Annotated in this window: 21 protein-coding genes, 10 tRNA genes and 1 other annotated feature (1 of these 32 cut by a window edge); of the genes, 2 read left to right on the top strand and 29 right to left on the bottom strand. The window is 29.5% G+C overall.

Annotated features, from left to right (window positions below):
- On the top strand, positions 1–217 hold the final stretch of the coding sequence (locus ARA19_RS14975) for a DUF5050 domain-containing protein (RefSeq protein WP_055071738.1). The gene continues 824 nt to the left of window position 1, outside the view; the window shows 217 of its 1,041 coding nt (coding positions 825–1,041); the start codon falls outside the window, past its left edge; it ends in the stop codon at positions 215–217.
- A gap of 64 nt (positions 218–281) precedes the next feature.
- On the opposite strand, the gene murD is transcribed toward ARA19_RS14975, so the two are convergent.
- Positions 282–1,661, bottom strand: a complete 1,380-nt coding sequence (murD, locus tag ARA19_RS14980; RefSeq protein ID WP_055071739.1) for a UDP-N-acetylmuramoyl-L-alanine--D-glutamate ligase — start codon at positions 1,659–1,661, stop codon at positions 282–284.
- A gap of 476 nt (positions 1,662–2,137) precedes the next feature.
- Between murD and hydE the strand changes: the two genes are divergently transcribed.
- Positions 2,138–3,205 carry a [FeFe] hydrogenase H-cluster radical SAM maturase HydE gene (gene hydE, locus ARA19_RS14985; RefSeq protein ID WP_055072128.1) on the top strand — a complete coding sequence of 356 codons (1,068 nt, stop codon included), beginning with the start codon at positions 2,138–2,140 and terminating at the stop codon, positions 3,203–3,205.
- A gap of 142 nt (positions 3,206–3,347) precedes the next feature.
- Here the strand turns inward: hydE and nadE are convergent, their stop codons facing one another.
- The 28 genes from nadE to ARA19_RS15125 all read right to left on the bottom strand — a co-directional run bounded on the left by nadE (position 3,348) and on the right by ARA19_RS15125 (position 26,569).
- Positions 3,348–4,133 (bottom strand): NAD(+) synthase, encoded by a 786-nt coding sequence (nadE, locus tag ARA19_RS14990; protein WP_197276604.1) that lies wholly within the window; start codon positions 4,131–4,133, stop codon positions 3,348–3,350.
- On the bottom strand, positions 4,126–4,758 hold the full coding sequence (gene nadD, locus ARA19_RS14995) for a nicotinate (nicotinamide) nucleotide adenylyltransferase (protein ID WP_055071741.1): 633 nt from the start codon (positions 4,756–4,758) through the stop codon (positions 4,126–4,128). The genes nadE and nadD overlap by 8 nt, the downstream gene beginning before the upstream one ends.
- Positions 4,751–6,217 (bottom strand): nicotinate phosphoribosyltransferase, encoded by a 1,467-nt coding sequence (locus ARA19_RS15000; RefSeq protein ID WP_479723136.1) that lies wholly within the window; start codon positions 6,215–6,217, stop codon positions 4,751–4,753. Before ARA19_RS15000 ends, nadD begins: the two co-directional genes overlap by 8 nt.
- 52 nt (positions 6,218–6,269) lie before the next feature.
- Positions 6,270–6,926 (bottom strand): cysteine hydrolase family protein, encoded by a 657-nt coding sequence (locus ARA19_RS15005; protein WP_055071742.1) that lies wholly within the window; start codon positions 6,924–6,926, stop codon positions 6,270–6,272.
- A gap of 18 nt (positions 6,927–6,944) precedes the next feature.
- Positions 6,945–7,868, bottom strand: coding sequence for an NUDIX domain-containing protein (locus ARA19_RS15010; RefSeq protein ID WP_055071743.1), 924 nt, complete (start codon positions 7,866–7,868; stop codon positions 6,945–6,947).
- Positions 7,869–8,249: 381 nt separating this feature from the next.
- Positions 8,250–9,650, bottom strand: a complete 1,401-nt coding sequence (locus tag ARA19_RS15015) for a glycine--tRNA ligase (protein WP_055071744.1) — start codon at positions 9,648–9,650, stop codon at positions 8,250–8,252.
- 84 nt (positions 9,651–9,734) lie between these two features.
- Positions 9,735–9,900 (bottom strand) — a binding site (T-box leader).
- A 272-nt stretch (positions 9,901–10,172) separates the two neighbouring features.
- Positions 10,173–10,895 carry an MBL fold metallo-hydrolase gene (locus tag ARA19_RS15020; RefSeq protein ID WP_055071745.1) on the bottom strand — a complete coding sequence of 241 codons (723 nt, stop codon included), beginning with the start codon at positions 10,893–10,895 and terminating at the stop codon, positions 10,173–10,175.
- Between the two features lie 773 nt (positions 10,896–11,668).
- Positions 11,669–11,743, bottom strand: a tRNA-Asn gene (locus ARA19_RS15025).
- A gap of 204 nt (positions 11,744–11,947) precedes the next feature.
- The gene (lysS, locus tag ARA19_RS15030; protein ID WP_055071746.1) at positions 11,948–13,456 is read right to left on the bottom strand and encodes a lysine--tRNA ligase; all 1,509 of its coding nucleotides are present in this window, start codon (positions 13,454–13,456) and stop codon (positions 11,948–11,950) included.
- Positions 13,457–13,554: 98 nt separating this feature from the next.
- Positions 13,555–14,031, bottom strand: coding sequence for a transcription elongation factor GreA (greA, locus tag ARA19_RS15035; protein ID WP_055071747.1), 477 nt, complete (start codon positions 14,029–14,031; stop codon positions 13,555–13,557).
- Between the two features lie 254 nt (positions 14,032–14,285).
- Positions 14,286–15,260: a tRNA dihydrouridine synthase DusB gene (dusB, locus tag ARA19_RS15040; protein WP_055071748.1), complete on the bottom strand. Its 975-nt coding sequence runs from the start codon at positions 15,258–15,260 to the stop codon at positions 14,286–14,288.
- A 2-nt stretch (positions 15,261–15,262) separates the two neighbouring features.
- Positions 15,263–16,045: a type III pantothenate kinase gene (locus tag ARA19_RS15045; RefSeq protein WP_055071749.1), complete on the bottom strand. Its 783-nt coding sequence runs from the start codon at positions 16,043–16,045 to the stop codon at positions 15,263–15,265.
- A gap of 193 nt (positions 16,046–16,238) precedes the next feature.
- Entirely contained in the window at positions 16,239–17,909 is a 1,671-nt protein-coding gene (locus tag ARA19_RS15050; protein ID WP_055071750.1) for a formate--tetrahydrofolate ligase, read from the bottom strand.
- Positions 17,910–18,098: 189 nt separating this feature from the next.
- Entirely contained in the window at positions 18,099–19,889 is a 1,791-nt protein-coding gene (gene ftsH / locus ARA19_RS15055; RefSeq protein WP_055071751.1) for an ATP-dependent zinc metalloprotease FtsH, read from the bottom strand.
- Between the two features lie 77 nt (positions 19,890–19,966).
- Positions 19,967–20,515 carry a hypoxanthine phosphoribosyltransferase gene (gene hpt / locus ARA19_RS15060; protein WP_197276605.1) on the bottom strand — a complete coding sequence of 183 codons (549 nt, stop codon included), beginning with the start codon at positions 20,513–20,515 and terminating at the stop codon, positions 19,967–19,969.
- 1 nt (position 20,516) lies between these two features.
- Entirely contained in the window at positions 20,517–21,917 is a 1,401-nt protein-coding gene (gene tilS / locus ARA19_RS15065) for a tRNA lysidine(34) synthetase TilS (RefSeq protein WP_055071752.1), read from the bottom strand.
- A gap of 161 nt (positions 21,918–22,078) precedes the next feature.
- Positions 22,079–24,475: a stage II sporulation protein E gene (gene spoIIE, locus ARA19_RS15070; protein ID WP_055071753.1), complete on the bottom strand. Its 2,397-nt coding sequence runs from the start codon at positions 24,473–24,475 to the stop codon at positions 22,079–22,081.
- A 375-nt stretch (positions 24,476–24,850) separates the two neighbouring features.
- Positions 24,851–24,939, bottom strand: a tRNA-Leu gene (locus ARA19_RS15075).
- A 15-nt stretch (positions 24,940–24,954) separates the two neighbouring features.
- Positions 24,955–25,030 (bottom strand) — tRNA-Met (locus ARA19_RS15080).
- 5 nt (positions 25,031–25,035) lie between these two features.
- Positions 25,036–25,124, bottom strand: a tRNA-Leu gene (locus ARA19_RS15085).
- Between the two features lie 18 nt (positions 25,125–25,142).
- Positions 25,143–25,219 (bottom strand) — tRNA-Met (locus ARA19_RS15090).
- Between the two features lie 4 nt (positions 25,220–25,223).
- A tRNA-Met gene (locus tag ARA19_RS15095) sits at positions 25,224–25,299 on the bottom strand.
- Between the two features lie 4 nt (positions 25,300–25,303).
- Positions 25,304–25,392, bottom strand: a tRNA-Leu gene (locus tag ARA19_RS15100).
- 17 nt (positions 25,393–25,409) lie between these two features.
- Positions 25,410–25,486, bottom strand: a tRNA-Met gene (locus ARA19_RS15105).
- Positions 25,487–25,490: 4 nt separating this feature from the next.
- Positions 25,491–25,566 (bottom strand) — tRNA-Met (locus ARA19_RS15110).
- Positions 25,567–25,570: 4 nt separating this feature from the next.
- Positions 25,571–25,659, bottom strand: a tRNA-Leu gene (locus ARA19_RS15115).
- Between the two features lie 151 nt (positions 25,660–25,810).
- The gene (locus ARA19_RS15120) at positions 25,811–26,221 is read right to left on the bottom strand and encodes a S1 domain-containing RNA-binding protein (RefSeq protein WP_055071754.1); all 411 of its coding nucleotides are present in this window, start codon (positions 26,219–26,221) and stop codon (positions 25,811–25,813) included.
- A gap of 72 nt (positions 26,222–26,293) precedes the next feature.
- Positions 26,294–26,569 carry a septum formation initiator family protein gene (locus ARA19_RS15125; RefSeq protein ID WP_055071755.1) on the bottom strand — a complete coding sequence of 92 codons (276 nt, stop codon included), beginning with the start codon at positions 26,567–26,569 and terminating at the stop codon, positions 26,294–26,296.
- Positions 26,570–26,627 lie beyond the last annotated feature (58 nt).

A 26,627-nucleotide genomic window follows, 5' to 3' on the forward strand; every position in this document is an offset into this window, starting at 1 on the left:
CGACTTATTAGCTCTTAAGAACACTCTAATTTTTAAGAATAATAATAGTTATAATGAATTATTTAAAATTAATTTAGAGCAAGAAAATATATCACCAACTAACCTTAATCTAGGTTCCCCTAATGAATACTTCTTAGGAGATGAAAAAATATTCTTTATATATCCTAATAAAACACAAAGTTACTTAATGAAGGATACTAATGATATTATAAAATAAAAAATACATATAAATAGGCTATTTCAAAAGTTAAATCTCACTTTTGAAATAGCCTTATTACATACTAATTTAGTTTATTTACTAAATCCTTGAATACCTGTCCCCTTATAGCAAAGTTCTTAAACATATCAAAACTTGCACATGCTGGAGATAAAGTCACTTTATCTCCTTCTTTTGATATTTCTTTTGCCTTCTCTACAGCTTCTTCTAAACTATTAACTACGTAAGTAGGTATTTTTATATTTTTATCCTCTTCAACTTTTTTGAAAGCCTCTTCTATTTTATTCTTTGTTAATCCAAATAAAATTAATGCTTTTATATATTTATATCCTTCTTCTGCTAAAGGTGCAAAAGGAATCTTTTTATCGTATCCACCTGCTAATAATATTACTGGTTCATCAAAAGCTCTTAATCCAGCTACTGTTCTAGTTGGACTTGAAGCTATTGAATCATTATAATATTTGACACCATGTAATTCTCTAACAAATTCACATCTATGTTCTACTCCACCAAAGCTTTCAGCAACACTTTTCATTGTTTCTATTTTAACGTCACTTTCAACAGCTAAAAATGCAGCAAGGAAATTCTCTACATTATGCATACCTTTTATGATAATATCATCTTTTTTACAAACTTCTTTTCCATGAACATATAAACTTCCATTATCATAGTAAGCGTCTTCATTGTTTACTTTTTTAGAACTAAATCTTTCAACTTTTCCTTTAGCTTCTTTATCTAATGCTTTTGTTATATCATTTTCATCGTTTATTATTAAAAGACCATTTTCATCTTGATATTTAAATATATTTTTCTTTGCTTCTACATACTCTTCCATATCTTTATGCATATCTAAATGATTTGGAGTTATATTAGTCACAACTGCAACCTCAACAGGTAAGTCCATAGTCATTAATTGAAAACTTGATAGTTCTAATACAACCTTATGATCATCCTTTATTTCTTCAATATTTGCAAATAAAGGTGTTCCTATATTTCCTCCAACCCAAGTATTATATCCTTCTGCTTTTAATAATTCTGATATTATTGTTGTTGTTGTCGTTTTTCCATCACTACCTGTTACAGCAAAAACTTTTCCCTTACAATATCTAACAAACTCCTCCATCTCTGAAGTTATATAAGCTCCTTCTTTTGCAACTCTTTGAAGTGCTTCACAATCAATTCTCATTGATGGTGTTTTAAATACTACTTCAAAATTAGTTAAAGCCTCTAAATAATTTTCTCCAAGTTCTAATTTAACATTTTTCTTTTTGAACTCTTCTGCAACTTCTCCTAATTCATTTTCACTTTTCATATCGAAAGCTGTTACATTAGCTTTTAGTTCTACTAAAAAATTTATTAGAGGAATGTTACTAACACCTATACCTACTACTGCTACTTTTTTCCCTTTTATAAACTCTTTAAATTCATCAAAATTTTTTTTCATTTTATAATATCCTCCAAAAGTTTAAAAATCTTATCTATTATTAAAATTTTATTACCTCAATTTATCTGATAGTATACTTCAAATCACTCCTATTTTATTGTTCAAATTGGCATTATATCTAATAAAATATTCTATTAATAAATACTAACCACCTTTTCATTAATTATAACACCTTATAGAAATTAAATATACAAAAGTCCTATATGATACTAATATTACCTTGTATTTATTCCAATAATTTATATATAATTAGTTATATTTAATTTATAGCTAATCAATTCAATATTTTAATTATTCTAAAGGTGAAAAAAAATTGACAAGCCTATAAATTAATTAGACTAAAGTTCAAATATTTTTGAATTAAGTCTTTTTATCTTCTTATTATATATTTTCACATTAGGAAGGGAGGTACTATTTCTCTAAATATGTTATTACCTATTAAAATAATTTTATATTTAGGAAATAGTGATATATCTATGAATAAACTTATCGAAAAGTTAAAAAAAGAACACCTTCTCACTCGAGAAGAATTAATCGAACTATTAAAAGATGATTCTATAAATGAGGAACTTTATAAAGCTGCTGATGAAGTAAGAGATAAAACTCTAGGAAATGAAGTTCATTTAAGAGGGCTTATAGAATTTACTAATATCTGCAAAAGAAATTGTATGTATTGTGGACTTAGAAGAGATAATAAAATAATTAAAAGATATAGACTTACAGAAGAAGAAATCTTAGATTTTGCTGAGAAAGCTGTTAGTTATGGTTACAGAACCTTAGTTTTACAAGGTGGAGAAGATCCTTACTTTACAGTGGAAAGATTAGTCCCATTAATAAAAAAAATTAAAGCTTTAGGAGTTGCTATAACACTTAGTATAGGTGAAAGAAGTCTTGAAGAATATAAAGCATTTAAAGAAGCAGGTGCTGATAGATTCTTACTTAGAATAGAAACTACCGATAAGGAACTTTATGAAAAATTAGATCCAGGAATGAGTCATGAAAACAGAAAGCAATGCTTAAGAGACCTTAGAACTGCTGGTTATGAGGTAGGAAGTGGTGCTCTTGTTGGGCTACCAGGTCAAACTATTGAATCCCTTGCTGATGACTTATTATATTTTAAGGAATTAGATGCTGATATGCTTGGTATAGGGCCTTTTATACCAAATGAAGAAACTCCTTTAAAAGATTGTAAAACTGGAGATTTTCATCTTGCTTTAAAAATGATGGCCTTAATAAGACTACTATTACCTGATATAAATATTCCTGCTACTACTGCAATGGAAACCCTAGATAAAAACGGAAGAACAATCGCTCTTCAATGTGGAGCTAATGTTGTTATGCCTAATGTTACTGAAGGTGAGTATAGAGCCTTATATAAATTATACCCAGGAAAAATATGCATAGGTGATACTCCTGCTCATTGTAGAGGATGTGTTACAGGAAAAATTAGAGCAATCAATAGAGTTGTATCAGATGGTTATGGATTTAGAGACAACGGTTCTGGTCCTAAAAAAAGAGATGAAAATGGAAAAAGAGTAGAATAAAAAATTAAAATTTCATAAAAAAGAGGATGTATCAAATTACAGATACATCCTCTTCTGCCTTTTATATAGCTATATAGCTTCATCATTTGTGACCACTCACCTACGTAAAGAAGCTCTTTATCACTTTAATAAACTATCTTCTTTATTTTAAATTCCAAATAGGAGGCATTTCTGATTTGTGTTTATTTAATTCTTCTTTTCTTTTAATCTTCTCAAAAGCTTCCTTTGATATGTTTTTTCCACCTGTTAATATATAGTCATCTATTTCTCTATAAGTTACACCCATTTCGTCCTCATCTGTTTGACCAGCCCAAAGTCCTGCTGATGGAGCTTTTTCTATTATTGATGTTGGAACTCCTAAGTATCTAGCTAATGTCCTTACCTCGGTTTTAGTAAGCATTCCTATTGGGTTGAAGTCATGGCCACTATCTCCCCACTTTGTTGAATATCCCACAGTTCTTTCAGATAAGTTTCCTGTTCCTACAACCATATACCCTAAACTTTGCCCTAAAGCATAAAGTGTTGTCATTCTTACTCTTGGTCTAATATTACTAAGTGCTAAACTACCTAGTTCTATTTCTACCCCTTTTAAAGTTTTGCATGATTTTTTTAGGGAATCTTCTAGAGCGTCTACAGTTGTTGTTATATCAACTGTTGTATAATCTAAATCAAATTTCTCTATTAATTCTAAAGCGTCCTTACTATCTTTAGTTCTCTCCATACTATCTCCATATGGCATCATTACTAATAAAGTTTCAACTCCTGCTTTAGCACAAAGTGCTGCTACTAAGGAACAATCTATTCCACCACTCATTCCAAAAATAACACCCTTTGCATTAGCTTCTTTTACTTTCTCTTCTATAAATTTTGAGATTTTAATAGCATATTCTTCTGCATTTTCTTCTGTAATGAAAAAATTTTTATTCATGTTTTGTCCCTCCATATAAATTATTAATATTTATATATTCTAACACTTCTTTATTAACATAATCTTTTATTAAAGATATATTGTTTATATTTTCTCTTATAAATGTAGAATTTACTGCTTCATAAGAAGTTTTTTTAAGAATTATAAATTTATTTGTGTATTTTTTTAGAAACTTAAATCTTTCTAATATTTCTTCTACACTTTGATTTTTTCTTTCTATTACTATAAAATAAAACTCTTCTAATAATTCTATAGGTTTTTCCCAATTTTCAAAATCTATTAGATTATCAGTTCCCATAACAAAAGCTACATCTTTATCCTTATATCTATTTTTTATAGCTCTTAAACTATCAATTGTATATAAAAGATTTTTAGATTTCACTTCAAGATCACTTACTTCTACTGAAGTTACTCCAGATTTTTTAATTTCATTAACCATTATTTCAAGCATATTTAGTCTATGGAAAGAACTTATGAGTTCAGGTTTTTCATATTTATCCCCAACTGGTAAATATATAAATTTATCCACATTATTTAAAGATAAAATATCCTTTGATATTTTTTCATGTGCTATAGTTGGAGGGTTAAAGCTCCCTCCATATACTGCAATTATTTTTTTATTCATTATCCTTATACCTTGATATTAAGTTATCCTTAGTTAACCATAAACTCTTTGATAAATCTACATAATAAGTGTGTGGATTTTCAAATCTAGTAACTTCTTCCCATAGTTTTTCAATTTCCGCTTTACTATATTCTCTTATTTCCTCTAAAGAAGGTTTTTCATAAACTAATTTACCATTTTCAAAAATAGTTTTTTGTAGTTCAACTGCATAAAAGTTTTGAACGGTTTTCTTCTTCCAAGTATGAACTGGATCAAATATTTTGTATGGTTTTGTGTCATCTATTACTTCATCACTCATAGTTATTACATCTGCTATTGCTTTATCTGTTTCTTTATCAAAAAGTCTATATAACTTTTTAAATCCTGGATTTGAAACTTTTTCAGGATTCTCTGATAATTTTATCCTTGGTATTATAATACCATCTTCTTCTACTGCTACTAATTTATATACTCCACCAAATACTGGTTCAGCCTTTGATGTTATTAATCTTTCTCCCACTCCAAAAGCATCTATTTTTGCTTTTTGTCTTATTAAACTTCCTATGGTATATTCATCTAAAGAATTTGATGCAATGATTTGACAATCTGTAAGACCAGCTTCATCTAAAAGTTTTCTAGATTTTCTTGATAAATATGCCATATCTCCACTATCTAATCTTATTCCCTTAAGTCTTTTTCCCATAGGTTCTAAAATTTCTTTTGCCACTCTTATGGCATTTGGTACACCACTATTCATTACTGAATAAGTATCTACTAATAATACACATCCATCAGGGTAATTTTCAGCATAAGTTTTAAAGGCTTCAAATTCATCATCAAATAATTGGACCCAACTATGAGCCATAGTTCCTGAAACAGGCATACCAAACTTTTGACCAGCTATAGTTGTAGCTGTTCCTTGAACTCCTCCTATATATGCTGCTCTTGCACCATATACTGCTCCATCATAACCTTGTGCTCTCCTTGCACCAAACTCAAGAACTGTTTTTCCCTCTGCAGCTCTTACAATTCTATTTGCTTTAGTTGCTATAAGACTTTGATGATTTATTGTTAATAATATCATTGTTTCTATTAATTGAGCTTCTATTATAGGTGCTTTAACAGTTAATATAGGTTCACCTGGAAATATTGGAGTTCCTTCAGGTACAGCATATATTGAACCTGAGAATTTAAAGTCTCTTAAATAACTTAAAAATTCTTCTTTAAATATATTTAAACTTCTTAAATATGATATATCTTCGTCATCAAAACTTAAGCTTTCTATATATTCTATAATTTGTTCAACACCAGACATTATTACAAAGCCACCATTCTCAGGCACTTTTCTAAAAAACATATCAAAATAAACTATTTTATTTTTTAATCCCTCATTTAAATAGGCATTACTCATTGTTAATTCATAAAAATCCATAAGCATTCCTAAAGTTCTTTTTTCTTTTACATTAATACTTTTCAAAATATGTCCCTCCTAGAACCTTATTAAAATAAATTTTCTTAGATAAAATTTAACTTTATATTATTTCTTTAACTACTTCTATTCCATTGTTTCTCATTTCATAAAAAGATATTAAATTATTAAATTCTCTATTATGAAATGGTGCATCATAGGTTTCAACCATATTCTTAGGAACTATAATTCTTTTATATTGATTAATTTCATTAAAATAAGTTTTAAGTGATATTGCTAAAGTTTTAACACAAATATCTGTACAAACTCCTACTATAATAAAATTTTTTATTTCTCCATTATTACTTATCCATTTTTGAAATTCAGCGCTATGGAATCCATTAATACTATTTTTTCTTATTGCTACTGAATTTTTATCTTGAAGAAAATCTGCTAATTCATCAATTATAGATGATTCGCTTGTTCCACAAATGCAATGTGCTGGATAAGAAGAAAATTCAACTGACTTTTCATCATGGCTATCTATAAAAAATATCTTATTATAGTCTTTTACTTTAGTAAAAAATTTAATCATTGGATTTATTATTTCTTTAACTTTTTCATTTTGTAGGGGGCCCTCATTATAAAAGCCTTTAACCATATCAACAACTATTATTGCTGTATTATCTTTAGTGATTTCTTTCCTATTTTCTAAGGAGTTCATGTCTAGGGCTTCAATGTCTTTGAATTCATTATTTATTTGCTCTAAAAATTTAATCATAAAAATCACCTCAAAATTTTATATATTTAAAATCCCATCTATAATAGCTTCTTTTCTTAATCTAAATAACTTTGATGGTCTATGAGCCCCTTCTCTTTTACTCTGATCAGTTTCTTCAACTAATGGATTTATCCATCTTCTGAAATTTGATTTTATAAGTTCTCTTCCTAAAATCATTTCATAAACTTGTTGAAGTTCAGTAAGGGTAAAAAGCTCTGGTAACAAACTAAATGCTATAGTACTGTATTGAACTTTGTTCTGCATTCTTTCTAAAGCATAGTTTATTATTTTAACATGATCAAAAGCTATTTTTTCATTTTCATTATTTTCTTTTATTTCATAACTTTCTTCAACGTTAAAATCCCTTATTTTTTTATTTTCTGTAATTGTGTATTTTAACTCTATACCTTTTTCTTCATTTACAAAGGATAAAGTATAAATACTTTCTAATTTATCTGGCAGTAATTTCTTAGTACTCACTAACTCTTTTTTAACAGTAAACCAACCTATATCTTCAGTTCTTTCACCTTTTATTTCTTTTAAGTTATTTCTATTTACTAAAGCCATATATGAAGCTGATATTACTCTCATTCTTGGGTCTCTATTTAGCTCTCCCCAAGTATATAATTGTTCAAAATAAACGTTCTCTATATTTGTTTCTTCCTTCAATTTTTTATATACACTTGCCTCAAGGCTTTCATTTATATCTATAAATCCACCAGGTATAGCCCAATATCCTTTAAAAGGATAATTCTTTCTTTTAATTAAAAGAATCCTAAGTTCTTTTTCTAAATTTTTTCTTTTTCGATTATCTATTTGCTTCTCACCAACAGTAAATAAAACCATATCTACAGTTACTGAAGGTTTATCATATATACTTTCATCATAACTTTTTAAGAATTCCTCCTCAGGATTATTTTTAACTTCCGAATTAAAGGTCAATTTATCACCTCCACACTTATTAATAATTAGATATTATCAAAAAGATAATATCTATATGATTATTATATTCTCGGCCTTCTATTTGGTCAACATTTTCGTTGTAATTTTTTCTCATTTTTTAACATTCACCTTATTAGTTGTAAGCTTTACTATTTTTAATTTTCTCTTTATCTCTAAAACTTAATTCATAAAAAAACTTCCACTATTTGAACAAAGTGAGTTTGGAAATTTTAGAAACTGTTGTAGAAAAAATATTAGAGTTTCTTTACGTAGGTGAGTGGTCACAAATGGTGAAGCTATATAGCTAGATAAAAGGAAAAGAGGATGTATCTGAATTTGATACATCCTCTTTACATCCTCTTATATTAATCATTTTAAATCTTAAAATTCTAAGCTCTTAGCTATGATGTCTTTAACATCTTCAATTTTAACTCTTTCTTGTTCCATAGAATCTCTATGTCTGATAGTTACACATCCATCTGTTTCAGTTTCAAAATCAACTGTTATACAGAATGGTGTTCCTATTTCATCTTGTCTTCTATATCTCTTACCTATACTTCCAGTTTCATCATATTCAATGTTAAAGTGTTTTGAAAGCTCTGAATAAACTTCATCAGCTTTTTCTGATAACTTCTTAGAAAGTGGTAATACAGCTGCTTTATATGGTGCTAAAGCTGGATGTAAGTGCATTACTGTTCTTATATCCTCTTTTCCATTACTTTCTAAAACTTCTTCATCATAAGCTTCAACTAAGAATGCTAAAGCAACCCTGTCTGCTCCTAATGATGGTTCTATAACATATGGGATATATTTTTCGTTAGTTGTTGGGTCTAAGTAACTTAAATCTTGTCCTGAGTGTTCAGCATGTTTGTTTAAGTCATAGTCAGTTCTATCTGCTATTCCCCAAAGCTCACCCCATCCAAATGGGAATAAATATTCTATATCTGAAGTTGCATTTGAGTAGAAGCTTAATTCTTCTTCCCCATGGTCTCTCATTCTGATATTTTCTTTGTTCATTCCTAAATTTAATAGGAAGTTCCAACAATTATCTTTCCAGTATTTGAACCATTCTAAATCTGTTCCTGGCTTACAGAAGAATTCTAATTCCATTTGTTCAAACTCTCTAGTTCTGAAAGTAAAGTTACCTGGAGTTATTTCATTTCTGAATGATTTACCTATTTGAGCTATACCAAATGGTACTTTCTTTCTTGAAGTTCTTTGAACATTTTTAAAGTTAACAAATATACCTTGAGCTGTTTCTGGTCTTAAGTAAACTTCATTTTTGCTATCTTCAGTTATACCTTGGAAAGTTTTAAACATTAAGTTGAATTTTCTTATTTCTGTGTAGTTAAGCTTTCCGCATTTTGGACATACGATATTATTTTTTGTGATGTAGTCCATTAGTTCTTCATTGCTCCAACCATCAGCAGTTGCAACTTCTGCTCCATTAGCAGTCATATGATCTTCAACTAATTTATCAGCTCTAAATCTAGCTTTACATTCTTTACAGTCCATTAATGGGTCTGAGAATCCACCAACGTGTCCTGATGCTACCCAAACTTCTCTATTCATTAATATAGCAGCATCTAATCCAACGTTATATTTGCTTTCTTGAACAAATTTTTTCCACCAAGCTTTTTTTACGTTATTTTTAAATTCAACACCTAATGGGCCGTAATCCCAAGAGTTTGCTAATCCTCCATATATATCTGATCCAGGGAATATAAATCCTCTATTCTTACATAAAGCAACTATTTTTTCCATAGTCTTTTCTACTGACATAATCTAAACCTCCAATTTTTATATTTGTCCTAATTATTTAGGGTTTCTTGCTATTTTTGAAAATAAAAAAAAGCCTTCATACTTTAAAGGGACGAAATTCTATTCCGCGGTTCCACCCTTCTTAGCAAAAGCTCAACTTTGAATAATGTACTCAAAAGCTCCATTCCTATTATCCTTATAGTAATTTGCACCAACCATTACCTCTCTAAAAATAAGACTTAATAGTACTCCTCTTTCTCACTGTACCTATTTACTTTTATATTTTGTATATTCTCATTTTATCAGAACTATATTATAAGTCAATAGTTTTTACTATGATTATACTTAATGGTACATAAAACACTTAACAACTATATAAAAATTGCACATTAAACTTTGTTATAATAAAAAACTGCTAAAATAACTATATAGTTGAGAGGTCACTAAAAATCTACCTATATAGCTATTTAAAGCAGTTAAAATGCATAATAATTATATATACATTTCTTAATTATATTATTAACCTAATTACAAGATTTTATGTTATTTTTGTAATTGATCTACATTGATTGTTCCGTTATACTCTCCACCATGGTAGCAAAGAACTCTATTTATATCTAAATCTCTTAATTTTTCTAATGATTGTTTTGCTTGCTCTATATCATAATTATAAAAATCATTAATTCTTTCTAATTTACCATTTTCTAAAGCTATAGCATCACTTGTTAATAATGTTTTTTGGTCTCTTACATAAATACATATGTGACCTAAAGTATGTCCTGGCATATCTAAAGTTTCTACTTCTTCAAATATTGGTAATCTATCTCCAGCCTTGAAAGTTTTATCTACTTTAATAAATAAATTTGGGAATGCTCCTTTTAAGAAATCAAGGAATCCTCTAGCACCTTCATCTAGTTTTTCTCTGTTTGGTTCTAACATTTGTATTTTTAGTGGAGTTTTTTCTCCTGAAATAAATTCAGCTTCTACATCAGTTGAATATATTGTTACATTATCCCCTAAAAGTTCTTTAAATTGTTTTACAGTTCCTACGTGATCTATATCATGATGAGTTATAACTATACCTTTTAATTTTTCTATACTTACATGCTTCTCTATTTCAGCTTTTAATATTTCAAATTGACCTGGATAAGCTGTATCTACTAAAACAGCTTTTTCTTCATCAAAAATAAGAACTGGATAAACAGTCATTTCTCTTCCATCATTCATAGATGATGCTTTTAATATTTCTACATTTAATTTACTCATAATATTTCTCCTTTTTCTTTCGTATAAAATTATCCTATGATTAATTTATGCAATAATATTATCCGATAATCACTAATATCTGTAACACTTCAATATTCTATGAACTAAAAATAAACAGACATAGATTCCTAGATAATTTCTACTAAAACTTAACTAAACTCAAAACTTTATTTGAATTAAGTCTCAATTTATATAAAAATTTATTGTTACTAATCAGGATTAAATTAATTGCTAAAAAACACAGAACATGATATATTAATGTTCTGTGTTTTTAAGATAATTATATATGTTTAAAGCAATAATGTAAAATAAAAATTTTACGTTGTTAATTAATAAAGTTCTACAAATCTGTGGATACTTTTTTCTAAAATAGATTGTGGATAACTTTTTAAAAAGTTATCCACAGCTTACATTCTGAAAAGTTATCCACAATTTTATTTATTTTTTAATTTAATATAAACGTAGACTTAATTTAGTTGAAGCTTTGACTCCATCTGAATACTTAGTGAATGTTATCTAAAAGCGTGAGGCTATTTATCTCCTACTTATAGAAGAAAGGAGTATTACAACCTCTAGCTATAAGATAAATTAAAACCTATTTTATCTCATAACCAATAACCACAATACGTCAATCTTTTATAAACTTAAGATAAACAATACATGTCCCTAATAACCACCCTAAAATTCAACTTCAATTAAAACTTTCTCTGAAATAATTCTCAATTTATAAGCAAAAAAAAAGCACTGACTATAGTCAGTGATATATACAAATTTGGCTCCGCAGAGAGGATTCGAACCTCCAACCTATCGGTTAACAGCCGAGTGCTCCACCCTTGAGCTACTGCGGAATATTTATTACATTATTTATTATATCAATAATAGAAAAAAATGCAATACTTTTTTTAAAAAAATTAAAAAATATTTTTTGAAGTTATAAATTACATTATAAAAAGGAGCTATCTAACATAGCTCCTTAAACTCAAAGTAAGAATTGAGCCTATACTCACTCCCACCTTTGACTATTATCTTATTATAACTAAACTATAGATATATTAGTTATTTTGTGGTTTCATAGTTGGGAATAAGATTACATCCTTGATTGATGATGAATCAGTTAAGAACATTATTAATCTATCTATTCCTATTCCTAAACCACCTGTTGGAGGCATACCTGTTTCTAAAGCACTCATGAATTCTTCATCTATCATGTATGCTTCATCATCTCCAAGATCTCTTTGTTTAGCTTGTTGTTCAAATCTTTCTCTTTGAACTATAGGATCGTTTAATTCTGAGTAAGCGTTACATAGCTCTCTACCAAAAACAAATCCTTCAAATCTTTCAGTAAATTCTTCATTTCCTCTTTTCTTCTTAGTAAGAGGTGAATTTTCAAATGGGTAATCTATTATGAATGTTGGTTGTATTAATTTTGATTCACCATATTCTTCGAATAAAGCATTAAGAACTTCTCCCTTAGTAACATATTGTAAGTCTTTAGGGAATTCTAAGTTATGTTTCTTAGCGATTTCTTGTGCTTCTTCATTTGATGATATTTCATTAAAGTCAACACCAGCATATTCTTTAACAGCATCAACCATAGTGATTCTTCTCCATGGTGGTTTAAAGTCTATTTCAGTACCTTCATAGCTAACTTTAGTTGTTCCATTAACTAATGTACATACTTCAGCTATCATATTTTCTGTAATTTCCATCATATCGTTATAGTCAGCATAAGCTTCATATAATTCTATAGCTGTAAATTCTGGATTATGTCTTACTGACATACCTTCGTTTCTAAAGTTTCTTCCTATTTCATAAACTTTTTCAAAACCAGCAACTATACATCTTTTTAAGTGTAACTCAGTTGCTATTCTTAGATACATATCTATATCTAATGTATTGTGGTGAGTCATAAATGGTCTTGCAGCGGCTCCACCAGCAATAGCTCCTAATATTGGAGTTTCAACTTCTATAAATCCTCTATTATCTAAGAAGTTTCTTATTCCTTTTATTATTTGAGCTCTCTTTAAGAAAGTAGTTTTTACTTCTGGATTTGTTATTATATCTACTTCTCTTTGTCTATATCTTAAATCTGGGTCCTTTAAACCATGCCATTTTTCAGGAAGTGGTTTAAGTGATTTACATATTAAAGTTATTTCGCTTGGTTTAACTGAAATTTCTCCCTTTTGAGTTCTGAAAACTTCACCAGTTGCTGCAACCCAGTCTCCAAGGTCATAAGTTTTGTATTCCTTTAAAGTTTCTTCTCCAACTACATCAATTTTGATGAATAATTGTAATTTACCATCTCTATCATGTATATCTGAGAATATAACTTTTCCTTGGCCTCTCTTTGACATGATTCTTCCAGCTACTGTTACTGTTTGACCTTCTAGTTCATCAAAGTTATTTATTATGTCTGCTGATGAATGTGTTCTGTTTACTTTATAAACATCAAATGGGTCTTTACCTCTTGCTTGTAAATCAGCTAGCTTTTCTCTTCTTAGAGTTTCCTGTTCGCTATATGCAGCTTCTAATTCGTGAACATTGTTTTCCTCATTTGCCATTATTAAACCCGTCAAAAAAATATACTGCTATTAGAATATACTTCTTTAACGGTTTCACCTCCCTTATTTTTTATTTTATTATTTAAATCTAAATCTTACTATCTTCTAATTCCTAAGATTTCAAATTTAGCCATTCCTCCAGGAATAGTAACCTCTACTACTTCTCCTACTTTTTTACCGATTAGAGCCTCACCAACTGGTGATTCATTTGATATTTTATTATTCATTGGGTCTGCTTCTGCTGAACCTACTATTGAATACTCTATCTCTTCATCAAACTCATAATCTTTAACTTTTACAATAGCTCCTACTGAAACTTTTTCAGTTGATATTTCGCTTTCATCAACAACTTCTGCATTTTTAAGCATAGTTTCTAATTGAAGTATTCTACCTTCTGTAAAAGCCTGCTCATTTTTAGCTTCATCGTATTCTGAGTTTTCACTTAAATCTCCATATCCTAGAGCTACTTTTATTTTTTCAGTTATTTCTTTTCTCTTAACTGTTTTTAAGTATTCTAACTCTTGTTCTAATTTTTTTAGACCTTCGTAAGTCATTACATGTTTTTTCTCGCTCATATTTTTCTCCCCTTTATATGATTTATCATAACATATTTTATATCATTTTGATTAATTCAACCAATTGATAATTAAGTTTTAAATTTTTCTTATAAATGTCATAATTATAATGTCTTCATATTAATATGTCAACAACTAGCAACTTTTATATTCCTTTTAATAGTTATTATATTTTTAATAATAAATAATTAAAAAAAGATTTATACAAATACTATGATTAATTATTAGCATTTATTCATTAAAAGCTCTTTTTTTTATTTATCTTTTAAAAAGCTTTTATATTCCTTTAATATTTCAATTACCTTCTCGGAACTATCCTCAGTATTGATGATATTTTTCATCTCTGCACAATTTGGAAGTCCTTTTATATACCATGCTGTTTGTTTTCTCATTTCTCTAACGCCTTTTCTTTCACCATGATATTTAACAGCTAATTGATGATGTCTTATACACATATCAATTTTTTCTTCAGCAGTAGGAATACTTACTTTTTCTCCCTTTAAAGTCTGATCTATCTGTCTAAATATCCATGGATTTCCCATAGCTCCTCTTGCAATCATTATCCCATCACAATTTGTAAGATTTTTAAGTCTTAATGCATCTTCTGGTGTAAAGACATCCCCATTCCCGATTACAGGAATAGATACTGCTTCTTTTAATTGTCTTATTATATCCCAATCAGCAGTTCCAGTATACATTTGTTCCTTAGTTCTTCCATGAATAGTTATTGCATCTGCACCAGCTGCTTCTAGTATCTTTCCCATTTCAACCGCATTTATGTTATTATTATCATAACCTTTTCTTATTTTTACTGTTACAGGCTTTGTTGCAACCTTCTTTATGCTATTAATAACATCATAGGCTAATTTTGGATTCTTAAGTAATGCAGATCCATCACCATTCTTTACTATTTTATTTGCTGGGCATCCCATATTAACATCTATAATACATATGTCATCATTTGTATTAAAGTATTTTTCTGTTACATAAGCCATTATTTCTGGATCACTACCAAACATTTGAGATGCAACAGGTGATTCCTCTTCAGCAACTACCATTAGATCTTCTGTTTTCTCATTGCCATAATAAAGTGCCTTTGCGCTTACCATTTCTGTATAAACCATTCCACAGCCCATTTCATGACATAATCCTCTAAAAGCTACATCTGTAACCCCAGCCATTGGTGCTAAAAAAACATCCAAATCAGTTGTTACATTACCTATTTTCATATTTATAACTCCTTATTTTTATCATAAAGTATTTTAAGCCCTTCTAAAGTTAATCTTGGTTCTATTTTATCTATAACTTTTGTGCCATCATATATAAGTTTAGATAGACCACCTGTAGCAATTACTAGAGGTTCTTTCTCACCTAAAGCAGTCATTTCTTCCTTCATCTTTTTAACTATGTATTCAACTTGGCCAATATACCCATATATTATTCCAGCTTGCATACTTGTAACTGTATTTCTGCATATTAAACTCTTAGGTTTTTCTAATTCAACTCTTGGAAGCTTTGCAGCTCTTTCAAATAATGCTTCTGATGCTATCTTTATTCCAGGGCAGATGTTTCCGCCTAAATAATCTCCATTTTCAGTTATTGCACAATAAGTTGTCGCTGTTCCAAAATCTATTATTATAAGAGATCTTTTGTAAATTTCATAAGCTGCTACAGAATTAACTATTCTATCAGCACCTACTTCTTTTGGGTTATCGTATTTTATATTCATACCAGTTTTTATGCCAGGACCAACAATTATAGGGTCTTGCTTAAAACATTTCCTAATCATATTCTCAATAGAATGCATTATATTAGGAACCACTGAGGATATTATTATTCCATTTACTTCATTAGGATTTAAATCACTTTGATGGAATAATTGCATAACTTGTATTGCATATTCATCTGAAGTTTTTTTAGGATCAGTTGATATTCTCCAACTTGCTATATAATCCCCATTCTTATGAACGCCTAGTACTATGTTAGTATTACCGGCATCAATCAACAAAATCATCTGTTTCACCCACCTTAATATAATTAAAAGCAGCTATAATGAGCTGCTATATAATTCAATGTCCTTTAAATATACAATAATAATTGTAACAACATATGTACATTTGTCAAGCAACTGAACAATGTTATTCCCAATTTTTAGAATATTTAAAGGACATGAAAAATAAATTTAATTATTTAAAGTTATTATATTATTAAAATAGTCCAACTATAGAACCATCCTCATTTATATCCATTTTATTTGCTGCTGGTACTTTAGGTAATCCTGGCATTGTCATTATATCTCCCGTTAATACAACTATAAAACCTGCTCCATTAGAAACCCTAACTTCTTTTACTGTTATAGAAAAATTCTCTGGTCTTCCTAATAATGAAGGATTATCTGAAAGTGAATATTGAGTTTTTGCTATACATATTGGAAGTTTATCCATATTGAATTTTTCTATCTCACCTATTTGTTTTAAAGCTACATTGGTATAAACAACATCAGTAGCTCCATATATATTTTGAGCTATTTTTAAGATTTTATCTTTTATTGCCTCTTCTGAATCATAAAGAACTTTAAATTTTGAAGGTCTTTCTTCCATAACTTTCACAAGTTTTTCTGCAAGGTCAACTCCACCTTCTCCACCTTTTTCCCAAACTTCTGTTTCACTTACCATTACACCCTTAGAAGCACAAAATTCTTTTAAATACTCAACCTCAGCCTTTGAGTCTGTTATAAATTTATTTATAGCTACAACTACAGGTATTCCATATCCTTCGATATTTTCTATTTGCTTTTCTAAATTCTTTACCCCTAATTTAAGTGCATCTACATTTTCTATATTAAGTTCATCCTTCTTAACTCCACCATGGTGTTTAAGTGCTCTTATTGTTGCTACTAATACTACTGCATCAGGCTTTAACTCACCATATCTACACTTTATATCTAAAAACTTTTCAGCTCCTAAATCTGCTCCAAATCCTGCTTCTGTAACTGTTATATCAGCTAATTTTAAAGCCATTTTTGTTGCCATAATTGAATTACATCCATGAGCTATATTTGCAAAAGGTCCTCCATGTATTATTGCTGGAGTATTTTCTAAGGTTTGAACTAAATTTGGCTTTATAGCATCCTTCATTAACATAGCCATAGCGCCTTCTACTTCTAACTCCTTAGCTAAAACAGGATTTCCATCTAGATTATATCCGATTAATATATTTCCCATTCTTTCTTTTAAATCAGAAAGACTACTAGCCATACATAATATAGCCATTATTTCTGAAGCAACAGTTATCATAAAGCCATCTTCTCTTAGGAAACCATTAATTTTTCCACCCATTCCAACAACAACATTTCTTAAAGCTCTATCATTCATATCCATAACTCTTTTAAATAAAATTCTTCTTGAATCTATTCTTAAAGTATTTCCTTGATGTATATGATTATCAATAGCTGCTGCTAATAAATTATTCGCTGCTGTTATAGCATGCATATCACCTGTAAAATGTAAGTTTATATCTTCCATTGGTACAACTTGTGCATACCCCCCTCCAGCTGCACCTCCTTTAATTCCAAAAACAGGACCTAAAGATGGTTCTCTTAAAGCTATAATAGCATTTTTTCCAATTTTATTAAGAGCTTGACCTAACCCTACTGTAACAGTTGATTTTCCTTCTCCTGCTGGTGTTGGATTAATTGCTGTTACTAAAATTAACTTTCCATCTTTCTTATCTTTATTTTTTTTATATATATCTAATGATATTTTACACTTATACTTTCCATAAAGCTCAATATCATCATCCTTTAATCCTATTTTTTCTGCAACCTTCACTATAGGTTCCATTTTTGCTTCCTGAGCTATTTGTATATCGCTTTTCATGGATAAATCCCTCCTAAACATTCATTTATATTTTATAAATAAATCTCTTTTGCTATATAACTTATTATACTAATAAATTTAAATTAATAAAATAGATTGTCGAACATTTTATTTCTTTTTTATGTAAATCTTCGTAATTTTACAAAAAAGAAATGAGATTGTATTAAATTAATACAACCTCATTTTACTTTATGATGCTACGAAGATATTTTCAAATTCTTCACCATCAATTTTTTCTTTTTCTATTAAAACTTGTGCAACAGCGTCTAATTTACTCATATTTGCTTTCAGAAGACTTTCAGCTCTTTCATAAGCTTCTGAAACTAAGGACTTAACTTCTTTATCAATTTCAGCACTTATTTCTTCACTTACATTTCTACCTTTACTTATTTCTCTTCCTAAGAATACTTCGCCGTTATTTTCTCCAAATGATATTGTTCCTATTTTTTCACTCATACCATATTGCATAACCATAGCTCTTGCAATACTACTTACTCTATCAATATCATTCTTAGCACCTGTACTTATATCACCCATTACAAGTTGTTCAGCTATTCTTCCACCAAGAAGTCCAACCATATCGTCTTTTAATTTTGACTTTGATGTGTAACTTCTATCTTCTGTTGGTAAGTTCATAGTGTATCCACCAGCCATACCTCTTGGAATAATACTTATTTCGTGTACTGGATCTGCATTTGGTAAAAGTCTCATAACAACAGCGTGCCCTGCTTCATGATAAGCAGTAAGCTTCTTGTCATGTTCACTAATAACCTTGCTCTTCTTTTCTGGACCAGCTATTACTCTAGTTATAGCTTCTTCCATATCTTCCATATCAATTTCTTTTTTATTTCCTCTAACTGCTAAAAGAGCTGCCTCATTAGTTAAGTTCTCTAAATCAGCTCCAGTAAATCCTGGTGTTCTCTTTGCTAATACAGCTAAGTCTATTTCTTCTGCTAATTTTTTATTTCTAACATGTACTTTAAGTACTTCTTCTCTTCCAGCAACATCAGGTGCTGCTACAAGAATTTGTCTATCAAATCTACCTGGTCTTAATAAAGCAGAATCTAGGATATCAGGTCTATTAGTAGCTGCTATCATGATTATTCCTTCATTAACACCAAAACCATCCATTTCAACAAGAAGTTGGTTTAATGTTTGCTCTCTTTCATCATGGCCTCCACCAACACCAGCACCTCTTTGTCTACCAACAGCATCTATTTCATCAATAAATACTATACATGGAGCATTCTTTTTCGCTTGTTCGAACATACTTCTAACTCTTGATGCACCAACACCAACAAACATTTCAACAAAGTCTGAACCTGAGATTGTGAAGAATGGAACTCCAGCTTCTCCTGCAACAGCCTTAGCTAATAATGTTTTACCTGTTCCTGGTGGCCCTACCAATAACACACCTTTTGGGATTCTAGCTCCCATGTCGATATATCTTTTTGGCTCTCTTAAAAAGTCAACTATTTCTTCAAGTTCTTCTTTTTCTTCCTTAGCACCAGCTACATCTTTAAAGGTAACTTTTTTTCTATCAGGAGAAGCCATTTTTGCTCTACTCTGACCAAAATTCATAGCTCCTTTATTTCCACCCTGTGATTGTTGCATTAGCATGAAGAGTACTGAAATACCAACACCCATCATTAATACAGTTATTATTATTTGGAACCAAGATGAATTATTACTTGGCGGTTTAAATGTTATTGTAGTACCTTCATTTTTATTTTCTTGCATTAATGCATTGAATGTAGTTTCTGGTACATAAGTTTCATATTGTTTATTATCTTTTGCTTTAATTTGCACAATACCGTCTCTAACATTCATACTTTGAATTTCGTTATTTGCCCACATTTGTTTAAATGTAGTATATGATACAGCATTTCCTGTAGTATTATTTGAATAAAAGAAATATGAACCACATATTATTATTGCAAATAGTATAATCCAAGTAGTTGCACTAGACATTTTTTTCATATAGGACCCCCCTCTCTTGATTAATAATATTAAATTTTAACATATGATTTTTTATTTTACAATAATATTAACAAATATTATTTCTCATATATTTCTCTTTTTAGGCTTCCTATGAAAGGTAAATTTCTATACTTTTCAGCATAGTCGATTCCATATCCAACTATAAATTCATCTGGAACATCAAAGCCACTGTATTTTACTGTTACATTTGACTTTCTTCTAGCTTCTTTATTTAATAATGCTACTATTTCTATACTTTCAGCTTTTCTTGCCTTTAAGTATTTTAATAAATAACTTAAAGTAGTTCCTGTGTCTACTATATCCTCAACAATAAGTATGTGTTTTCCTTCTATATCATTATCTAGATCTTTTAGAATTCTAACAATACCTGAACTTTCTGATGCCTTTCCATAACTTGAAACAGCCATAAAATCTAATTCACAAGGAATAGTTATACCTTTTATTAAGTCTGCTGTAAATACTATAGAGCCCTTTAATACACCTACAACTAAAAGGTCTTTTCCTTCATAGTCCTTACTTATTGCTGCTCCAAGTTCCTTTACTCTCTTACTTATAACCTCTTCTGAATATAACACTTCTTTAACGTCATTTTTAATATCAATCATACTATACTGATTCCCTTCCTTCATAACTTACCTTAAGTAACTTTTTATTTTCCTTTTTTATTTTGTATAGATTACTACTTCTTATACCTGAAATCCATACTATTTCATCATTAAATAAAATTAATGGAATTAGGTCTCTTTTATCTTTGGGAATTTTATTATTTATTAAAATATCTTTAACCTTTTTTCTACCTGTCATACCAAAAGGTATCATAGTGTCACCATTTTTTCTTGTTCTTACAGTTATTTCATTAACGCCATCAATACTAAAGTATCTTTCATTAATATTATTTTTAAGATTAATAACACCGTTATTTTCCAAAAGATTAAAGGTTATTTTACCAAACTTACCTTCAATAGTTTTAATACCTTCGTCTAATTGACTTAAGTCAAATTTTACTTCTTCATTTATAGTTTTATCAATAGAATATTTATTTATTATTTTTATTTTTCCATATTCATTAATAACTATAACATCATTAGTTAAATTTATCTTTTTTCCTGTGTTTCCCTTTTGAAGATTTATTATATCGTATATATGCTTCATCTCAAAATTATTTGATATTCCACAAGCATGAATTAAAGCTTTCCTTATTAATCTTGTTAATAAAGCTTCCTTCTCAGAAAAAGCTTCCTTTTCAATCAATACACTTCCATCTTCTTCTCTTACTAATCCTAGATATTTTTCATCTACAATATTATTTATAAACTCGACATCCTTAGCAGCGCTATAAGCTAATCTATTTATAGCATTAATAGCATCCTTGTTGAAATTTTTTTCTAAAAAAGGTATTGCCTTAAGCCTAATTTTATTTCGAGAATAAATTTCTTCTAAATTACTTTCATCTATTCTTGGATTTAGTTCATTGTCTAAACAGTATTTTTCTATTTCACTTCTTGTTAAAGATAAAATAGGTCTTATGTAGATTTCATCTCTTATAGGTTTTATTCCTACTAATCCATCTACTCCCGTTCCTCTAGCAATTCTCATTATTAGAGTTTCTGCCTGATCGTTAGCATTATGAGCTATAGCTATTTTTTTAACTTTAAGGTTTTCTTTTAATTCATTAAAAAAAGCATATCTTTCATCTCTTCCTGCCATTTCAGTGGATATTTTTCTCTCCTTAGCAACCTTATCTATATTTACTCTCTTAACATAAAAATCTATTCCTAAATCTTCACAAAATTTTCTAGCAAATTCTTCATCTTTATTAGCACTTTCACCTCTAAGACAATGATTAACATGTGCTGCTAAAATTTCTATATTTAATTTAGTTTTTAAAGAATTTAATATGTGCAAAAGACATATAGAATCAGGTCCTCCAGATAAAGCTACTAAAACTTTATCACCTTCATCAATCATGGAGTTTTCTTTGATATATTTAAAAACTTTATCTTGCATAAATAACACACTCCATCGTTTAAATTCAATAACTATTATAACATAAATTAATAATTTATTGTAACCAATAAAGAAAAGTCAAAAATACTTTGACATATAAAAAGATAGTGTTGTAAAAAAAATTAATTAAACACAACAACACTATCATTAAGGATTTATTACTAATTAAGAGCATAAATTTTAGATACAAGAACAGTCATATCATCTTTTGCTCTTCCTCCTGCTTTCTCCTTTGCAACTGCTAAAATTTCATTAGATAATTCTTTTGCAGTTTTAGCTCTACTAATTCTTAAAAGTTCTACTAACCATTGATTATTTAAATCTCCACCTTTATTCACATCTAATATTCCATCACTTATGGTTACAATAAATTCTCCACCCTTTAGCTTTTTATCTAATATATCTGTATCTGGAGAATCTAAAACACCAAAAGGTAAAGTTTTTGATTCTATTACTTCTACATTCTTTCCTCTTTTAATAAAGCTTTCTACAGCTCCAACCTTTATAAACTTAATATCACCTGTATATAAATTTATTTTTTGCATATCCAAGGTTGAAAATTTTTCTTCCTCACTAAATTTAATAGACATTATAGAATTTATAGTATCAATAGCTATTATTTCATTAAATCCTACTTCACTAAACTTCTCCATCATTTCAACAGTTAACTTACTTTCAGCACCAGCTCTAGACCCTGAACCCATACCGTCACAAAGTAATGCTAAATGTTGCCCATTTTTATTTTTCATTATACTATGAGAGTCTCCTGTATATTTTTCACCTTCTTTAGCTATTAAAGACACATGGGAACTTACATGAAATTTTGGAGCCTCCTCTATTAAAATCTCACAACATTGACTATTTGGATTTATATTACACTCCTCACCTATTGCCATAGTCTTCCCTAATGCTTTATTAACAATTGGCAATAATTCTTTAATACAATATTGAGTTCCTCCACAATTATACATGGCTATTTTTATATTATCTCTTCCTGACCTATCTCTATAACAAAATAATTCTCTGAATTTAATATTGTTTTTTATTAATTCTTTCCTTATTATTTTTTCAATATCAATAGCTAAAGCAACTTCTTTGTTAAAATCATCAATGATTTCTTCAACAGTCACAGACATATTATTTAAATGGTCAGAAAGTAATTTACGCCCTTCTCCTAACCTTCTTTTCACAGTTTCTTGAAGAATATGAGTATTTACTAACTCACTAGATACTTTAATAAGAGTAGCTTTTTTCAAGCATTTTTTTTCTAAACATATAGGAAATCTAGCCTTTCCTTCTTCACAATTTTCTATTAATTCTGCAAAAGCTGTATAGGTCTCATGCATTTCTCTTTTCCAACAAACCTTTTTAAAATCACAGTCTGCACAAACTCTATCTGCCAAATTATTAATTAATGCTTCACCCTTATTTTTATTAACTAATTCCTCATTCTCTACAATAGTATTTAAAGTCACACTCATAGTAGTTAATACATCTGCAAAATTTCCAAGCCTAAGAGCTAACTCATCTTTCATCTTTTTAAAATGAAACTCATTAAAATCTTCTTGCTTCTTCTCTTCGTCAAATTCAACTTCTATTTTATTAATAAATTTTTTAGGTAACAATAAAAAGATAACTGCTCCTAATCCTAATTCATAAAAAGTGTATTTTGTAATAGTTCCTCCATAATAAGTTATTATTAAATAGCTCACTGAGAAAGCTAAAATTGTTAGAATTTTTCCTCCCTCTTTAAAAATAGAAGCAACTAAAGTACTTATACCATACACAGCTACAGCAAAAGCAAAATTTTTTGTTGTAACTCCAAGGAGGATACCTAATATAATTCCTATAACTGAACCATTATTTCCTCTTACTATATAAGAAAATAATAAAAGTACTACTACTGAAAATATTCCTCTCACATATATATTAAAAATTGAAATTGATCCTATTCCTACTATTAACAATGATAATAATAATTCTATACTTATTATTTCTTCAGATGTGAAATAATGATTATTATTTATTTCACTTATACACTCCATAGAATAATTCATCAAAAAATATGCTGGTATTATAAAAACTACATTCATTGATGTCACAGATAAGTTCCATACTATATCTTTGTTTAAAATCAGAAAATTATATCCCATTATAAAAGTAAAAAACACTATAAATTTAATTAAAGTTAATTCTACTCTTTTCATTTTCATAGGTATATAATTTAATCCCATAGCCATGAGGGATAAAGCAATATATATAACTACATTTTCTGATAAATTCCCTAGGGTTATATATCCTGCAATAACACCCGTCAATGCCATTATTATTTCTTTATTATTATTTCTTTTATTAAAAACTAACATATAAGCAACTCCAAAGGGTGCTATAGTTTTTATAATAGTAAAATTAACAGGAATATTCACTCGACTTAGTAGAAACCCCATAACTAAAAGAAACAATAAGCCAAGATAATTTTCCTTTGCTTTTTGTGAAATATTATTTTTTCTTTCTTCTTTAACTCGTACATAACTTTTCAAATCTACACCGTATTGCATATTATACCGCTAGTAAAACCTATAACAAATTAACATAGTCCTCTAGCAACCCCACCACCTTTTACTTTACACATATAAAATGAAACTTTAGCTTCTTATAAGCTCTAATTAATCTCTTGAATAAATTTCATTTCATACAAATATTATAACAATGGCTTCTGTAAATATATGTCAACAACTGGTGAAGTATTACTATTTTCATTAGACAAATATTTGTATCATATTTATCTATTTTACAATATTATTACTTTTTATTCCTAAAGTAGTTTCATATAAAAAAAATAAGACAATAAAAAAGAATTTTATTGTCTTATCATATCAATATTTGAATTATTTTATTTACTAAAACAAAAAAGCAATCCACATGGATTGCTTTGGTGCCGAAGACCGGAATCGAACCGGTACGATGTGTTAGCATCGCAGGATTTTAAGTCCTGTGCGTCTGCCAGTTCCGCCACTTCGGCATATTATAAAATTTTTGGTTGCGGGGACAGGACTCGAACCTGTGACCTTTGGGTTATGAGCCCAACGAGCTGCCAACTGCTCCACCCCGCGTTATTTGGTGCCGAAGACCGGAATCGAACCGGTACGATGTGTTAGCATCGCAGGATTTTAAGTCCTGTGCGTCTGCCAGTTCCGCCACTTCGGCTTAATATTATTTTTTAAATGGTAGCGGGAACAGGATTTGAACCTGCGACCCTTCGGGTATGAACCGAATGCTCTAGCCAGCTGAGCTATCCCGCCACATTGGTTGCGGGGACAGGACTCGAACCTGTGACCTTTGGGTTATGAGCCCAACGAGCTGCCAACTGCTCCACCCCGCGTTATTGGTGCCGAAGACCGGAATCGAACCGGTACGATGTGTTAGCATCGCAGGATTTTAAGTCCTGTGCGTCTGCCAGTTCCGCCACTTCGGCTTAATATTATTTTTTAATGGTAGCGGGAACAGGATTTGAACCTGCGACCCTTCGGGTATGAACCGAATGCTCTAGCCAGCTGAGCTATCCCGCCACATTGGTTGCGGGGACAGGACTCGAACCTGTGACCTTTGGGTTATGAGCCCAACGAGCTGCCAACTGCTCCACCCCGCGTTATTGGTGCCGAAGACCGGAATCGAACCGGTACGATGTGTTAGCATCGCAGGATTTTAAGTCCTGTGCGTCTGCCAGTTCCGCCACTTCGGCATATTTAGTTTGTCGCCTTAACGACAAGATTTATTATACATAAGAATATCTATAGTGTCAACACTTTTTTTTATAAAAAAATGAAGCTATTTTTTTAGCTTCATTTTTTAACCGATAATATTTTAAAATATACTTAATTACATAGATCGCACTAGCTTAAAGATCTTCTATTTCTTGATCTTTGCTCTTGATTTTTCTTAACATCTTGTAATCTTTCTTCGCTATCCTTTAAGAATTTTGACATTATGTCTTCAAAGTTTGCTGAAGATTGTTGTTTCTTTTTGTTACTGCTCCAGTCAACTTCTGCTGGTTTTACAGATTTTCTTTTAGGTGGCATAGCTTGCTTAATTGATAAGCTTATTTTTCCTCTATCATCTACTGATAAAACTTTAACTTTTACTACATCATTTTCTTTTAAATGCTCTCTTATGTCTTTTACAAAAGAGTCTGCGACCTCTGAAATGTGTACTAGCCCTGTTTCTCCTTCCACTTCTACAAAAGCACCGAAGTTAGTTATGTTTGTTACTTTTCCTTCTAATATGTTTCCTGCCTCTAAGGTCATGTTAAAAAGATTCCTCCTTAAAAATAATCATATATACTATTATAAACTTATAATAATATCATTTTAATTTAATTAATTCTGAAAAGAATTAATTATTACTTTCTCACCCTTTTTTATCATTCCAAGCTTTTCTCTCGCTACATGCTCTATATATGCATCACTTTCAGAGTTTTTTATTTCATTTGTTAACTTAGAATTTTCTTCGTTTAATCTATTAAGTTCTTCCTCTACGTTTTTCTTTTCTTCCTCAACTCGTCTAACTGCTATTTCTTGTCTGAAATAACTTGCTGAAAAAATTGATAGCACAAGAATTATTCCTAGTCTTCTAACTAAAACATCCTTCTTCATTTACTCCCCACCCTTATATAATTAAGGTATATATATTCATTTTAAACACTCTAAGGAA

Source organism: Clostridium massiliamazoniense (assembly GCF_001403635.1).
GTDB classification, from domain to species: Bacteria; Bacillota; Clostridia; order Clostridiales; family Clostridiaceae; genus Sarcina; species Sarcina massiliamazoniense.

Coding starts and splice junctions, on each gene's coding strand:
- greA (WP_055071747.1), bottom strand. CDS start 14,031: ATGAGCGAGAAAAAACATGTAATGACTTACGAAGGTCTAAAAAAATTA.
- hydE (WP_055072128.1), top strand. CDS start 2,138: ATGAATAAACTTATCGAAAAGTTAAAAAAAGAACACCTTCTCACTCGA.
- ARA19_RS15045 (WP_055071749.1), bottom strand. CDS start 16,045: ATGATTTTGTTGATTGATGCCGGTAATACTAACATAGTACTAGGCGTT.
- lysS (WP_055071746.1), bottom strand. CDS start 13,456: ATGGCAAATGAGGAAAACAATGTTCACGAATTAGAAGCTGCATATAGC.
- dusB (WP_055071748.1), bottom strand. CDS start 15,260: ATGAAAATAGGTAATGTAACAACTGATTTGGATGTTTTTTTAGCACCA.
- nadE (WP_197276604.1), bottom strand. CDS start 4,133: ATGAATAAAAATTTTTTCATTACAGAAGAAAATGCAGAAGAATATGCT.
- ARA19_RS15120 (WP_055071754.1), bottom strand. CDS start 26,221: ATGACCTTAGAGGCAGGAAACATATTAGAAGGAAAAGTAACAAACATA.
- ARA19_RS15020 (WP_055071745.1), bottom strand. CDS start 10,895: ATGAGTAAATTAAATGTAGAAATATTAAAAGCATCATCTATGAATGAT.
- nadD (WP_055071741.1), bottom strand. CDS start 4,758: ATGAATAAAAAAATAATTGCAGTATATGGAGGGAGCTTTAACCCTCCA.
- spoIIE (WP_055071753.1), bottom strand. CDS start 24,475: ATGCAATACGGTGTAGATTTGAAAAGTTATGTACGAGTTAAAGAAGAA.
- tilS (WP_055071752.1), bottom strand. CDS start 21,917: ATGCAAGATAAAGTTTTTAAATATATCAAAGAAAACTCCATGATTGAT.
- murD (WP_055071739.1), bottom strand. CDS start 1,661: ATGAAAAAAAATTTTGATGAATTTAAAGAGTTTATAAAAGGGAAAAAA.
- ARA19_RS15015 (WP_055071744.1), bottom strand. CDS start 9,650: ATGTCAGTAGAAAAGACTATGGAAAAAATAGTTGCTTTATGTAAGAAT.
- ARA19_RS15005 (WP_055071742.1), bottom strand. CDS start 6,926: ATGATTAAATTTTTAGAGCAAATAAATAATGAATTCAAAGACATTGAA.
- ARA19_RS15125 (WP_055071755.1), bottom strand. CDS start 26,569: ATGAAGAAGGATGTTTTAGTTAGAAGACTAGGAATAATTCTTGTGCTA.
- ftsH (WP_055071751.1), bottom strand. CDS start 19,889: ATGAAAAAAATGTCTAGTGCAACTACTTGGATTATACTATTTGCAATA.
- ARA19_RS15050 (WP_055071750.1), bottom strand. CDS start 17,909: ATGAAAAGCGATATACAAATAGCTCAGGAAGCAAAAATGGAACCTATA.
- hpt (WP_197276605.1), bottom strand. CDS start 20,515: ATGATTGATATTAAAAATGACGTTAAAGAAGTGTTATATTCAGAAGAG.